At 66.2% G+C, this 13,188-nt stretch carries 10 protein-coding genes and 1 pseudogene; 3 read left to right on the top strand and 8 right to left on the bottom strand.

Annotated features, from left to right (window positions below):
• On the top strand, positions 1 to 3,336 hold a 3,336-nt coding region (locus AAHH99_RS04535; RefSeq protein ID WP_418767544.1), incomplete at its 5' end, for an amino acid adenylation domain-containing protein.
• Here AAHH99_RS04535 and AAHH99_RS04530 read toward each other — a convergent pair.
• The 7 genes and pseudogenes from AAHH99_RS04530 to AAHH99_RS04500 form a co-directional block, all read right to left on the bottom strand.
• A pseudogene (locus AAHH99_RS04530) lies at positions 3,257 to 4,021 on the bottom strand (DUF222 domain-containing protein); the annotation flags it as partial. The gene AAHH99_RS04535 and the pseudogene AAHH99_RS04530 overlap by 80 nt on opposite strands.
• A 134-nt stretch (positions 4,022 to 4,155) precedes the next feature.
• Positions 4,156 to 5,295 carry a 1,4-beta-xylanase gene (locus tag AAHH99_RS04525; protein WP_418767543.1) on the bottom strand — a complete coding sequence of 380 codons (1,140 nt, stop codon included), beginning with the start codon at positions 5,293 to 5,295 and terminating at the stop codon, positions 4,156 to 4,158.
• A 115-nt stretch (positions 5,296 to 5,410) separates the two neighbouring features.
• The gene (locus AAHH99_RS04520; RefSeq protein WP_418767542.1) at positions 5,411 to 6,586 is read right to left on the bottom strand and encodes an acyl-CoA dehydrogenase family protein; all 1,176 of its coding nucleotides are present in this window, start codon (positions 6,584 to 6,586) and stop codon (positions 5,411 to 5,413) included.
• On the bottom strand, positions 6,579 to 7,772 hold the full coding sequence (locus AAHH99_RS04515) for an acyl-CoA dehydrogenase family protein (RefSeq protein WP_418767541.1): 1,194 nt from the start codon (positions 7,770 to 7,772) through the stop codon (positions 6,579 to 6,581). Before AAHH99_RS04515 ends, AAHH99_RS04520 begins: the two co-directional genes overlap by 8 nt.
• A 146-nt stretch (positions 7,773 to 7,918) precedes the next feature.
• The gene (locus AAHH99_RS04510) at positions 7,919 to 8,749 is read right to left on the bottom strand and encodes an LLM class F420-dependent oxidoreductase (protein ID WP_418767611.1); all 831 of its coding nucleotides are present in this window, start codon (positions 8,747 to 8,749) and stop codon (positions 7,919 to 7,921) included.
• Positions 8,750 to 8,806: 57 nt separating this feature from the next.
• Positions 8,807 to 9,379 carry a hypothetical protein gene (locus AAHH99_RS04505; RefSeq protein WP_418767540.1) on the bottom strand — a complete coding sequence of 191 codons (573 nt, stop codon included), beginning with the start codon at positions 9,377 to 9,379 and terminating at the stop codon, positions 8,807 to 8,809.
• 38 nt (positions 9,380 to 9,417) lie between these two features.
• Complete coding sequence (locus tag AAHH99_RS04500; protein WP_418767539.1) at positions 9,418 to 10,416, bottom strand: glycoside hydrolase family 6 protein; 999 nt, start codon at positions 10,414 to 10,416, stop codon at positions 9,418 to 9,420.
• A gap of 161 nt (positions 10,417 to 10,577) precedes the next feature.
• On the opposite strand from AAHH99_RS04500, the gene AAHH99_RS04495 reads away from it, so the two are divergent.
• On the top strand, positions 10,578 to 11,606 hold the full coding sequence (locus tag AAHH99_RS04495) for a fused (3R)-hydroxyacyl-ACP dehydratase subunits HadA/HadB (protein ID WP_418767538.1): 1,029 nt from the start codon (positions 10,578 to 10,580) through the stop codon (positions 11,604 to 11,606).
• Between the two features lie 17 nt (positions 11,607 to 11,623).
• On the opposite strand, the gene AAHH99_RS04490 is transcribed toward AAHH99_RS04495, so the two are convergent.
• Positions 11,624 to 12,196, bottom strand: coding sequence for a TetR/AcrR family transcriptional regulator (locus AAHH99_RS04490; RefSeq protein WP_418767537.1), 573 nt, complete (start codon positions 12,194 to 12,196; stop codon positions 11,624 to 11,626).
• A 125-nt stretch (positions 12,197 to 12,321) separates the two neighbouring features.
• Here AAHH99_RS04490 and AAHH99_RS04485 point away from each other — a divergent pair, with 125 nt between their 5' ends.
• Positions 12,322 to 13,176, top strand: coding sequence for an SDR family NAD(P)-dependent oxidoreductase (locus AAHH99_RS04485; protein ID WP_418767536.1), 855 nt, complete (start codon positions 12,322 to 12,324; stop codon positions 13,174 to 13,176).
• Positions 13,177 to 13,188 lie beyond the last annotated feature (12 nt).

The raw sequence follows: 13,188 nt of genomic DNA, 5'->3' as shown, positions 1-13,188 counted from the left end.
GTGGAGCGGGTCGGGGTTGATGATTCGTTCTTCGAGTTGGGTGGGGATTCGCTGTCGGCGATGCGGTTGGTGGCTGCGATCAACACGGGGCTGGATGCGGGTCTGGGTGTGCGGGCGGTGTTCGAGGCGCCGACGGTGGCTGAGTTGGCGTTGTGTGTGGGTGTGGGGGGAGTTCGGCGGGCGCCGGTGGTTGCGGTGGAGCGGCCGGCGGTGGTTCCGTTGTCGTTTGCCCAGCAGCGGTTGTGGTTCATCGAGCAGTTGCAGGGCCCCTCGCCGATGTACAACATGGCGACCGCCTTGCGCATCAGAGGAAATCTCGACACCGAGGCGTTGGGGCTGGCGTTGGGTGATGTGGTGGCTCGCCATGAGAGTTTGCGGACGTTGTTTGCTGCCCCGGATGGGGTGCCGCAGCAGGTGGTTGTGTCGGTCGAGCGTGGTGGTTTTGGCTGCGACGTTGTGGATGCCAGTGGTTGGTCGGTGGGTCGGCTGCGTGAGGCCATTGATGAGGTGGCGTGGCGTCCGTTTGATGTGGCGGTTGAGATTCCGTTGCGGGCCAGGGTTTTCCGGGTTCGTGAGGATGAGCATGTTTTGGTGGCGGTGGTGCATCATATTGCCGCTGATGGTTGGTCGATCACGCCGTTGGTGCGTGATTTGGGGGTTGCTTACGCCAATCGGTGTGCGGGGCGGGTGCCGGATTGGGCTCCGTTGCCGGTGCAGTATGTCGATTACACGTTGTGGCAGCGTGAGCAGTTGGGTGATCTCGATGATCCGGGTAGTCCGATTGCGGCGCAGGTGGGGTATTGGGAGCAGGCGTTGGCTGGGATGCCTGAGCGTCTTGATTTGCCCACTGATCGGCCGTATCCGGCGGTAGCTGATCATCGTGGTGCCCGGGTGGGGGTGGATTGGCCGGCGCAGTTGCATGAGCAGGTTGTGCGGGTGGCTCGTGAGCACAACGCGACCAGTTTCATGGTGGTTCAGGCTGCTCTTGCGGTGTTGTTGTCCAAGATCAGCGCGAGTTCTGATGTGGCGGTTGGTTTCCCGGTCGCGGGGCGGCGTGATCCGGCTTTGGATGAGTTGGTGGGTTTTTTCGTCAACACGTTGGTGCTGCGTGTTGATGTTGGTGAAAATCCCACTGTTGCGGAGTTGTTGGCGCAGGTGCGGGCGCGCAGTTTGGCTGCCTATGAGCATCAGGATGTGCCTTTTGAGGTTCTTGTCGAGCGGCTCAATCCGGCTCGTAGCTTGACTCATTCGCCGTTGGTTCAGGTGATGTTGGGTTGGCAGAACTGGCAGGGCGCTGAGTCGGTCGGGCTTGGTTTGGGTGATGTGCAGGTCACCCCGGAGTCGGTGAGTACGCGTACTGCGCGCATGGATCTGACGTTTGGGTTGGGTGAGCGTTGGGATGAGGCCGGTGCGGCTGCGGGCATCGGTGGGGAGGTGGAGTTCCGCACCGATGTGTTTGATGCCGCCAGTATTGAGATGCTCGTGGAGCGGTTGCGGCGGGTGTTGTCGGCGATGGTCGCTGATCCGGCTCAGCGGTTGTCGGCGGTCGATGTTGCCGATCCCGGTGAGCATGTCGAGTTGTTCGGGTGGGGTAATCAGGCGGCGTTGAGTGAGCCGGCTGCGCCGTTGATGTCGATTCCGGCGTTGTTTGGTGTGCAGGTGGGCCGATCGCCGGAGGCGGTGGCGCTGTCCTGTGAGGGCCGCTCGTTGACCTATGGCGAGTTGGATGTGGCGTCGTCTGGCCTGGCGCAGGTGTTGTCCGCTGCCGGGGTGGCTGCTGGTGATCGGGTGGGGTTGTTGTTGCCGCGCTCGGTTGAGGCGGTGGTGGCGATGCTGGCGGTGCTCAAGTGCGCGGCGGTGTATGTGCCGTTGGATCCGGCTCATCCTGAAGCGCGCACCGAGTTTGTGCTCGGTGATGCGGGGCCGGCGGCGGTGGTGACCACGGCGGGTTTGCGCTCGCGCGTCGATGGGCTCGGTGTGCGGGTTGTCGATATCGATGATGTGGTGCTCGATTCGCTGCCCGCTGGGGGTGCGGGTTGGTCAGCGCCCTCACCCGATGATGAGGCCTATGTGATTTACACCTCGGGCACCACCGGTGTGCCCAAGGGGGTGGCGGTAGCGCACCGCAACGTGGCGCAGTTGTTGGACACCTTGGATGCCGATGTGGAGTTGGCCGGTCAGGTGTGGACGCAGTGCCATTCGCTGGCCTTCGATTTCTCGGTGTGGGAGATCTGGGGGGCGCTGCTGCATGGCGGGCGGTTGGTGATCGTGCCCGATGCGGTGGTGCGTTCTCCTGAGGAACTTCATGCGTTGCTGGTCAGCGAGCAGGTCGGGGTGTTGAGTCAGACCCCCTCGGCGTTTTATGCATTGCAGAGCGCTGATGGGCTGCAGCCGGAGTTGGGTCAGCAGCTGAAGTTGCAGACGGTGGTCTTTGGTGGGGAAGCCCTAGAGCCGCATCGTCTTCGGTCGTGGTTGCATAATCATCCCGGTTCCCCGCGGTTGATCAACATGTACGGGATCACCGAGACGACGGTGCACGCGTCGTTTAGGGAGATCGTCGAGGCCGACATCGACAACACGGTCAGCCCGATCGGGGTGCCGTTGGCGCATCTGGGCTTTTTCGTCCTCGATGGGTGGTTGCGGCCGGTGCCGGCTGGTGTGGTCGGTGAGTTGTATGTCGCCGGTGGCGGGCTCAGTCACGGATACACCGGGCGTGCGGGGTTGAGTGCGACGCGGTTTGTGGCCTGCCCGTTCGCCGGTGCCGCAGCGCGGATGTATCGCACTGGGGATCTGGTGCGCTGGGGTGCTGATGGGCAGTTGCAGTATGTGGGCCGTGCCGATGAGCAGGTCAAGATTCGCGGGTATCGCATCGAGCTCGGTGAGGTCCAAGCAGCCCTGGCCGCCCTCGACGGAGTCGCCCAAGCCGTCGTGATCGCCCGCGAGGACCAGCCAGGAGATAAGCGGCTGGTCGGTTATGTCACCGGCACCGTGGATTCCACCAAGGCCCGCGCCGTCCTGGCCGAACGCCTGCCCACCTACATGGTGCCTGCAGCGGTCGTGGTCCTCGAAACGCTGCCATTGACCGTCAACGGCAAACTCGACACCCGCGCCCTGCCCGCGCCCGAATACCAAACCACCGAGCGCTACCGCGCCCCGGCCAACGCCGTAGAAGAAATCCTGGCCGGCATCTACGCCCAAGTACTGGGCATCGAACGCGTCGGCGTCGACGAATCCTTCTTCGAACTCGGCGGGGACGGTGCACGATCACCGTGGTGTCTTGGCCGTGGGGGCGGCGGGTGGCCTCGGTGTCCCAGCCGGTGTGCACCAGGCGCATGAACGCATCACCCAGGGTGGGAAACGGCGGTTGGCGCCGCAGATCGCCCAGTCGCTGGCGGCGTTCGTGGGTGTCGGCGTCGGTGTCGGGGCCGTGGTCGCGCTGGTGCTCGTTGATCAGCGCGTCGCGGTGTGACTGCAGGGCGGCGTCGAACTTGGCGGCCTCCAACGCGGGCAAGGTGATGCGGTAGGTGGTGAACTGCTCGCCGACGGTTTTGCTCAGCGACGGTTCGGGGGCGGGTGCGGGGCGTTCGGGCTCGGGGCGCGGTTCGAGTTTGGCCGCAAAGCGCAGTTGGCTGACCGTGGCTACCGACGCCAGCTGCGCGTAGTGCTCATCAGAGCCCGCGCCGGCGTGTTGGGCGATCACCCCGACCTGATCGGCCGACAACTGTCCCTGGCGTAGTTGTTCGGTGCAGCGGGGGAACTCCTCGATGCGATGGGCGATGGCGGTGATCGTTTTGGCGGTGGTATCGGACAGGCCCAGTTTCCAGGCCACCAGCGCTTTGACCGAGCGCGCCCCGGTGGCCCCCCACGACCGCTCCCGCTCGATCGCAGCGACGATGTCCACGATGCGCCCATCGATGGCGTTGCGTTGACCGGCCAGCTCCTCCAGCGCAGCGAACTGCGCCCCCAGCCGCTCATCGGGCGAGAGCTCCTCGGCATCACAAGGCGCGGCGCTCAATGTCATAACCGCATCATGACACCAGCCACCGACAAATCCGGCCCCCCAACGCCCACCCAATCGAACTCTTGCCTCAAATGCCGAAAACGGCTGCAGTCGAGTCAATTCCCGACAAGAGATGGTCAGTCGAGGCGTGGACCCTAGCTCGCGGTGCTCAAACCCGCGAGCTTCTGGATGAAGCGGATCTCGTTGTCGTCGTGCGCCCGACCGTCGGGGTGGATCAGATCGCTGAACCACGTCTCCGGAAGCGTCGTGTACGGATCGTTCCAGGAGTCCCACGGAAGGTACGTCTGCGTCCGCCCGGCAACGAAGCCCCAGTTGTAGGCACCGACGTTGCGCCGCTTGGCAATCGGCAGAATGCCCTCGACCGTGCTGCCGAGGTTGCGGGCGAGGTACTCGGTGCACAGGATCGGCCGGCCCAGCGGGGCGAGCTCGTCGATACGGTCCTCGAACTCTGACGGTTCGGCGTAGCTGTGGAAGCTGATGATGTCGGAGAGCTCGAGCTGCAGGCTGGCGATCTCACTGCGGCTGCCGGGGTCGCGCCAATGACCCTGCCACACGCCACTGGTCAACGGCTGGATGGGCTTGACCGCTCGCACCCACTGGAACACGTGCGGCAGGAACGCCGTGACCAGCTTCAGCTTGTCCGCGTGCTCGACCTTGCGGTAGTCCTTCGCGGGGTTGTCCGGCTCGTTCCACACGTCCCACCCCAGAACCCGCGGATCGTTGCGGAACAGACCGACCACCCCGGTGACATAGCTCTGCAGCACGCGGGTGTAGGCCGGATCCTCCAGGCGGTGAGCGCCGGGGCTTTGCACCCAGCCCGAGTTGTGCACTCCCTTGTTCGGCGCGCGTTGAGGGCCGGCCTTGGGCAACGGATCCCAGCACGAATCGAACAGCACGAACAGCGGCTTGATGTTGTGGCTCGCCGCGATGGAGACGAACTGGGAAAGCCGCTGGCTGAATCCGGCTCGGTCCGTCGCCCACAGCTGGTCGTGCAGGAACACCCGCATGGTGTTCATCCCGATCCGCCTGGCCACGCTGAGCTCACCGGAGATGCGGCGCGGATCGTAGGTGCCCGCTTGGAACATCTCGAGCTGATTGACCGCGTTTGAGGTGACATAGTTGGCGCCCAGCAGCCAGCCCTGCTCCCCATACCAGGCGTTGGCGCGGTCAGCCGACCACCGCCCCGTCTCGGCCGCAGCGGCGGACGGCAGCTTGGTCAGCGCCGCGGCGGCTGCAAGGTACAGCGGGAGTTTGAGGGCGGTTCGCCGGCGCACCTTGTGAACATAGTGTTCACCGCCGACCTGTTCGGTCCTCGTGTCTCATCTTGCAACGCAACAGGTTTCGAATCGTTATCAACCAGGTGACGCAAGTCACCCTGGCGAGACTGGCTCAGACCGTGTGGCCGTCGGCGACCCGCGGCACCCGCTCGGCCTCCACGCCGTCGAGCACCATCGCCGCGACGCGGTCCCTGTGCTCCTCGGTGCTGCCCAGCAGAACCGCGTTCGTCGCGGCGCGCTTGTAATAGAGATGTGCCTGGTGCTCCCAGGTGAACCCGATGCCACCGTGCACCTGAATGGTGTCGTTGGCGACGTGGGTCAGGGCGCCCGAGCAGACCGCCTGGGCAATGCTGGTGGCCAGTGCCGGATCATCGGATCCGTCCGCCAGCGCCCAGATCGCGTGATAGGCAGCCGACCGCGCGTGCTCGACGTCGACGAGCAGGTTCGCGAGCCGGTGCTTGACCGCCTGGAACGACCCGATCGGCCTGCCGAACTGCAACCGCGACTTCGCATAGTCCACCGACAGGTCGAGCAGATGCTGGGCGGCGCCCACCTGCTCCACCGCGAGCAGCGCCGCACCGACCTGCAGCGCATGGTCGATGACCCGGGCGGCTTCCTCAACCCCGGCGATCACGCGCGCAGGCGCATCGGTGAACGTCACGTTCGCCTCGGAGCGGGTGAGGTCGAGCGTGGCCAGCGGTGTGCGCTGCACTCCGTCGGCGGTGCCGTCGACGGCATACAGGGCGACGCCGTCACCGTCACGCGCGGCGACCAACAGAACATCGGCGATGCCGCCGTCGACAACCTGAGTCACGGTGCCCGACAACGTATTTCCTGCAGCAGTCACCGAAACGGCGTCCGGATCGAATGCACCGGCGCGGTCTACCACGGCGAACGCCGCGGTGCGCCGACCCTCGACGAGGTCGGCGAGCAGTTCGTCGCGCACCGGCCCTGGCGAGGCGGCCACCAGGGCCGGGATCGCCAAGTACACCGTGCCGAACAGCGGCCCACACGCCAACCGTGCCCCGAGCTCCTCGATGGCCACAGCCTGATCGATGAGCGTTCCGCCGACTCCGCCGTCGGCCTCGGGCACCGACAGACCCAGCACGCCGAGCTCGCCGCCGAGTCGAGCCCAGACCTTGGGATCGAACGGCGGGTCGGACTCCATCAACCCGCGGACGGTCTCCTCGGAGAAGTGTTCGGCGCTGAACTTGCGCACCGCATCACGCAATTGGCCCTGTTCCTCGGTGAATTTGTACTCGGCCTGCGAGGCTGGGCTGTCAACCACGGGGAATCTCCTTCCACGGCATGCCGGCGTCGGCACGCAGGTCGCCGGGCAGCCCGAGGATGCGTTCGCCGAGAATGTTCCGCATCACCTCAGACGTGCCGCCTTCGATGGTGTTGGCCCTGCTTCGCAGGTACCGCTGCTGGATAGGCCCCTGCCAGTCCCGTTCACCGGTGCCTGCACCCTGCTGATAGCCGTGGTACAGGATCCCTTCTGGTCCAAGGAAATCCATACACCACTGGTAGATGTCCTGGTTGAGCTCGGCGCCGACCAACTTGCCGACCGACCCTTCCGGGCCGGGTCCGCCGACCGTCGCGGCTGCGCGTGAGCGTTCGGAGGTGAGCCGTTGCGCCTCCGAGCGCAGCCACAGCTGTGTGAGCCGGTCCCGCAGCACCGGTGTGTGGCGCTCGGGTCGCGACGCCCACAGTCCGGTCGCATCGGCGATGGTGCCTGCGCCGCGCCTGCTGCCGCTGCCGCCGAGTGCGGTGCGTTCGTTCATCAGCGTCGTCATCGCGACGGCCCAGCCGTTGTCGACCTCGCCGAGGCGGTGCTTGTCCGGGATGCGGGCGTCGCTGAAGTAGACCTCGTTGAACTCGGCCTGGCCCGTCATCTGGCGTAGCGGTCGCGTCTCGACGCCGGCCCCGTGCATGTCGATGACGAAGTACGTCAGGCCCTTGTGCTTGGGCACATCGGGATTGGTGCGCGCGAGCAGCAGTCCCCAACGCGCTCGGTGCGCGAGGCTGGTCCACACCTTCTGGCCGTTGATGACCCAGTCGTCTCCGTCGCGCACGGCCGATGTCGCAAGCCCGGCCAAGTCGGAGCCGGCGCCCGGCTCGGAGAACAACTGGCACCACAGATCGTCGGTGGTTGCCAACGGGCGCAACCAATTTCGCTTGACATCCTCGGTCTGGGCGTGTTCGCGGATCGTCGGCGCGGCCATGCCGTAGCCCATCGGGTTGAGCCCGAGGGGCACCGGGCCGCCCGCGCCCTGCAGGATGCGGTCGGCGACGGCCTGCAGACCGCGGGACACCCCGAGCCCACCGAGGCCTTCGGGAAAGTGCACCCAGGTCAGACCGGCGTCATAGCAGGCGCCGAGAAATTCGGGAATCGGCACGCTCTTCGGGTCGTGGTCGGCGACGACCCCGCGCGCCAGTTCGGCGACCCGACCGGCATCAGCGTCATTGCTCATGCAGTCACGATAGAAACTCGACGCGCGTCGAGAATCGGCGGGCTCCTCAATTCGGGCTCTGCTTGCGCGCTTGACGTGTGCGAGCGACCGCCTTTGCACGTCTTGTTACGGCGTGTCGCCGTGCAGACGCGGTCGCTCGCGCTGACTTAGCCGCGGTACTTGGCGACCTTGTCGGCGTAGTCGTCGAGCAGTCGCAGCGACTCGTCGCGCGGTTTGGTGGGCAGCAGCAGGTTCGCCTGCCGGTAGCCGAGGTCCTCGAGCGCGCGCCAGTAATCCGGATTCGCAGGCGTTCCGAACGTCGTCAACGGGACGTCATGGCCCGCACCCTCGCGCATCTGGTCGATGCGCTTGGCCAGCCTCTCGACCGGCAGCGGGTTGGAGATCCAGCCGGCTCCATGGCGGATCACCCGCTTGACCGTGGCGTCGGAGTCGCCGCCGATCACGATGGGCGGATGGGGTTTCTGCACCGGCTTCGGACGCAGGAACGAGGAGTCGAAGTCGACGAAGCGTCCGTGATACTCGGCGGGTTCATCGGTCCACAGCGCTTTGATCGCCTCGACGCGTTCGTCCAGCAGCGCACCGCGGGTCTTGGGGTCGGTGCCGTGGTGGCGCAACTCCTCGATGTTCCACCCCGCGCCCACACCGAACACGAACCTGCCGTCGGAGATCACGTCGATGCTGGCCGCTTCCTTGGCGGTGATGATCGGATCGCGCTGGATCAGCAGCGCAATGCCCGTGACCAGCTGGATCTTCGTGGTCACCGCCGCCGCCGCGGCCAGCGTCACGAACGGATCCAGGGTCCGGTAGTAGACCTTCGGCAGCTCCCCGCCCATCGGATACGGCGACTGCCTACTCGCCGGGATATGGGTGTGCTCGGCGACCACGAGTGCGTCAAAGCCGCGCTCCTCGATGGCGCGGGCCAAGGACGCGGTGTCAATCGTGTCGTCATTGACGAAGGTCGAAATCCCGAAGTCCATGCCGCCCTCGCTTCCGTCGATGCGCATGCCAACGCCGTCGCACGACGCGGCTATTCCTCAGGCCAGCGGTTCACCGAACTTGGTCAGCACATGCCATTCCCCGCCGAACATGTCGAGACCCTGCCCGTTGGCGTCCCTGTCGGTCTGATCGCCCGCATACCGGTAGAGGGGATGGTCGCGGTACGTCACCTGCTCGCGGCCGTCGCGACGCGGCACCGTCCTGGCCGACGCCACGTCGATACCGATACCGCCGGCCGGATCGGCGTCCGCCAGCAGTGGCAGCCAGGTGTCTGCGCATTTGCCGTAGCACGTGGGTTCGTTCGGAGCGTCCTCCGAGAAGACGTACAGCGTGCGGCCGGTGCTGTCGACGATGATCTCCCCGAGGTCGCCGCGGTCGTCGATCCCGAGCGAGACGTCCCCGATCGGCAGCTTCCGCTCGACCGACGGGGGTGGATTCGGTGCCGGGGTACGCGGCTCGGTGCGCGGTGCGGCCAACGGTGCCTGGGTGCCGGACTCTGCCGTCGCCGTACTGTGGGTCTCCTTGTTCTCGAGCGCGGCGCAACCGGAAAGCGCCATCAGGCTGACCATCAGGATCGACGCGCACGTCGGCGACGTTCGTGGCGTGGGCATGATCAATCCATTTCCTTCGGTGTCAGCGCTCAAACGTGTCAGTGGCCCGCGTTGCGCGCCAACTCGATCACGTACTGGTTGACGAAATCACCGGCGGGCGGGTCGCCCTTGCCGCATGTCCCGTCGGATTCGCCGGGCCGCTTGACCCACAGATAGGCGTCGGCGTGCGGACCCGCGGTGGCCGTGGTGGGCGCGACACCGAGGGCCCGTCCGCTGGGGTTGCACCAATAGAGCTCGCCCTCGGCCGGACCGTTCCCGTTGCGAGAGGTGTCGATCACGTAGTGCTTGCCGTTCGTCAGGCCAGAGATCGCCTCGCCGTAACCGATTTCGTCCTCGGTGGTGAAGAAGTTCGCGACATTGAGGCTGAACCCCCGCGCGCCGGCGACACCGGCCTGGTTGAGCCGAGACGCCATCTCCTCCGGGCTGTGCCAGCGCAAGTGGCCTGCGTCGACGTACACCGCCGTCGACGGATTACGGGTCAGCGTGTCCACGGCGTAGCGGATCAGGTCGAAGCGTTCCTGACGCTGATCCCCGGACAGGCAGTCGGCCATGGCGAGCGCGTCGGGTTCGACGATGACCGCCGCGGGCACCGGGCCGATGTCGGCGGCGATGCCGTCGATCCACTGGCGATAGGCCTCGCCGGATCCATGGCCACCCGCGGCAAAACTTCCGCAGTCGCGGTGGGGAATCCCGTAGATGGCGAACACCGGTAGGGCCCCGGCGGCCTGCGCGTCGCCCGCATACTTTGCCACCATCGACGCCGACGAGCCCGGCACCAGCCAATAGGCCTGCGGGGTGTTGGCGACCGCGGACAGTTCGGGGCTGGGCGGGTCCGCGGCCTGTGCGGCGCGCATCGCCTTCGACGTCGGGTTGACGTAGAAGGGCTTTCCCGCCAACGGGTTGCCCTCGCTGGCCAGGCGCACCGTCGGCGCCGGGCTCTGCGACACCGGACCGGCGAGGAGCCCTGCGGAAGCGACGACCGCCAGGGTGAGGACGGGTGCGGTCAATCGCGCGACGGCGCGAACAGCTGAGGACATCACCCCAGGGAAATTAATGGCTCACGATCGGCCCCGCCAATCCGGCCCTGGTAACCGACTGTGCAGCCTGCGGCCATGCTCGGCGAGGGTCCGACGTTTGCGCGCGTTAGTGTGCTGGGGTCGGCCTTACCGACAAACCGGCAGAAATGATGAGCAGATCTATGACCGCAGCACCTGAGACGTCGGCTATCGAAGCGCGGGTCGGCCATTGGTACCGGATGGCCGACCCCTACCTCGTCGGCCGCGAGAAGGTGCGCGAATACGCCCGCGCGGTGCAGGACTACCACCCCGCGCACTGGGACGTCGCAGCCGCCGCTGAACTGGGGTATTCGGGCCTGGTCGCGCCGCTGACGTTCACGTCTGCCCCGGGTATGTCCTGCAATCGCCAAATGTTCGAGCAGGTCGTGGTCGGTTATGACACCTACCTGCAGACCGAGGAGGTCTTCGAGCAGCACCGCCCGATCGTTGCCGGTGACGAACTAGATGTTGACGTCGAGCTGACGTCGGTGCGCAGGATCGCAGGCCGGGACATGATCACCGTCACCAACACCTTCACCGACACCGCAGGCGAGCGGGTCCACACGCTGCACACCACCGTGGTCGGCGTCACTGCCGAGGACCTCGACCCGGAAGTGAAGACGGCAGTACAAAGGGCGATGATGCATGACGTCGACTTCTCCGGCATCAGCACCTTGGATGGTGAGTATCACAAGACCGTGCGGCCCGAGGCTGAGGCCCGGATCGCCGACGGTTCGGACCGCCCTCCGGGCACGCCGTCGTTCGACGAGGTGAAGGTCGGCGACGAGCTCCCCGTGCGCCACACCCGGTTGTCCCGCGGCGATCTGGTCAACTATGCCGGTGTCGCCGGGGACGCCAACCCGATCCACTGGGACGAGGACATCGCCAAGCTGGCCGGACTTCCCGACGTCATCGCCCACGGCATGCTCACCATGGGCCTCGGCGCCGGATTCGTCTCGGCCTGGTCCGGTGACCCGGGCGCGGTGACCCGCTACGCGGTTCGGCTTTCAGCACCCGCGATCGTCTCCGCCGAGGAAGGCGCCGACATCGAGTTCAGCGGCAGGATCAAGTCGCTGGATCCCGCGACCCGATCGGGCGTGATCGTGGTGGCGGCGCGATCCGCGGGTAAGAAGATCTTCGGCCTGGCGACGATGAACATCCGCTTCCGCTGACGCACGCCCTGCAGTGACTACCCGCCGCCGTGCGGGACGCGCAGACCGAGCGCGCGACGACCGGCCGTGACCAGATGGTGTTGCAGAGTCGCGTCGTCGACATCGCCGTACTCGACGCCCGCCGCCGAAGCAATCCCCGACATCACGAGCGCGGCCTTCACCTTGCCGCCCACCCCGGGGTCGACGTCGGCCAGCAAGGCCATTTGCCGTTCGATGACGGCGGACCAATCCGGCCGGGTGCGCAGCAGTGCGACGACGCCGGGGTCGCCGGTCAGGAGTGCGACCAGCTCGCGGTTCGACACGGCCAGCGCCGCATAACCGCCGAGCAGGTGGTCCGCGCGGGCACGGACGCCGCGACGGGCTTCTGCCGCGTCGACGATCGCCGTCACCTCGGTGATCAGCGGTTCCATCACCGCGCTCAGCAGCTCGTCACGGGTGCGGAAGTGGTGGTATATGGCGGACTTCGTCAGCCCCAGTTCGTCGGAGATCATCTGAAGTGACGTCCCGGCGACGCTGTGCTGTTTGAACAGCTCGATCGCGACGTCGATGAGGCGCCGGCGCGTCGCACCGCGATTCGCGTAGTCGCTCACCCGGCCAGCTTAACTGACCAACCGTACAGGTACGTCCTGTACGATTGGTCAGGCGCCGTTCGACGATATCGGCGCCTGCAGCCGCGCACCGCTTGGAGGCGCCATTCCGGTCAATGAGGAGTGCCATGTCATTTGACTTCGACCGCAGGGATCGCACGGCCTTCGACCTGTCCGGCAAGGTCGTCGTCGTGGTCGGGGCGGGTCAGAGCCCGGGTCCCGGGATGGGCAACGGGCGGGCCATCTCGCTCCTCGCCGCTCGGCACGGCGCGCAGGTCGTGGCCGTCGACCTGAACCCGGCGGCGGTCAAAGAGACGGTCGAGATGATCCTCGCCGAAGGCGGCGACGCTTACTCTGTCGAGGCCGACGTCGCCAAGAAGGATGACTGCCAACGCATCTTCGACGCAGCCATGGCGACCAGCGGACGCGTCGACGGCATGGTCTACAGCGTGGCCACCAACCCGCCGTTCGACTTCGACACGAACTCGATGACCGTCGAGAACTTCAACTACGGCATCAACGTGAACATGCTCGGCTGCTACCACTGCAATCTCTTTGCAGCACAGTGCATGGAGCGCAACCCCGGCGACACCACGGGAAGCATCGTCAACATCTCGTCGATCGCGAGCGTGAAGAACGAGCTCGGCCTGAACGTCGGCATCATGCCCTACGCGCTGGGTAAGTGCGGCCTGAACCAGATCACCGAGCTGGCGGCCGTGCAATTCGCCGAGGCCGGCATCCGCGTCAATACGCTGATGCTTGGTCCGATCAATTCCGTTCTAGCGAACCGTGATTCGCAGTCGCTGTTCGGGTTGGACGCCGACGAGGCGGCCGAGAGGCACAACGAGGTCGTGAAGCTCAAAATGGGCCGCGCCAGCGTGTGGGAGTCGGCGTATGCCGCCCTTTACCTGCTCGCCGACGAATCGCGGTTCATGACCGGCCAGCAGATCCGGCTCGACGGCGGGGCCACCTTGGTGCGGTGATCCACCCGGATC

Origin of the sequence: Mycobacterium neumannii (assembly GCF_048452905.1) — a bacterium.
Lineage (GTDB): Bacteria > Actinomycetota > Actinomycetes > Mycobacteriales > Mycobacteriaceae > Mycobacterium > Mycobacterium neumannii_B.
The sequence above is the reverse complement of the archived record's forward strand: the minus strand, read 5'-3'. Positions and strand labels throughout refer to the sequence as shown.

Bases quoted from the DNA above. Each gene is read 5' to 3' on its own strand.
- AAHH99_RS04505 (WP_418767540.1), bottom strand. From the start codon at position 9,379: ATGCCCACGCCACGAACGTCGCCGACGTGCGCGTCGATCCTGATGGTC.
- AAHH99_RS04510 (WP_418767611.1), bottom strand. From the start codon at position 8,749: ATGGACTTCGGGATTTCGACCTTCGTCAATGACGACACGATTGACACC.
- AAHH99_RS04485 (WP_418767536.1), top strand. From the start codon at position 12,322: ATGTCATTTGACTTCGACCGCAGGGATCGCACGGCCTTCGACCTGTCC.
- AAHH99_RS04500 (WP_418767539.1), bottom strand. From the start codon at position 10,416: ATGTCCTCAGCTGTTCGCGCCGTCGCGCGATTGACCGCACCCGTCCTC.
- AAHH99_RS04495 (WP_418767538.1), top strand. From the start codon at position 10,578: ATGACCGCAGCACCTGAGACGTCGGCTATCGAAGCGCGGGTCGGCCAT.
- AAHH99_RS04515 (WP_418767541.1), bottom strand. From the start codon at position 7,772: ATGAGCAATGACGCTGATGCCGGTCGGGTCGCCGAACTGGCGCGCGGG.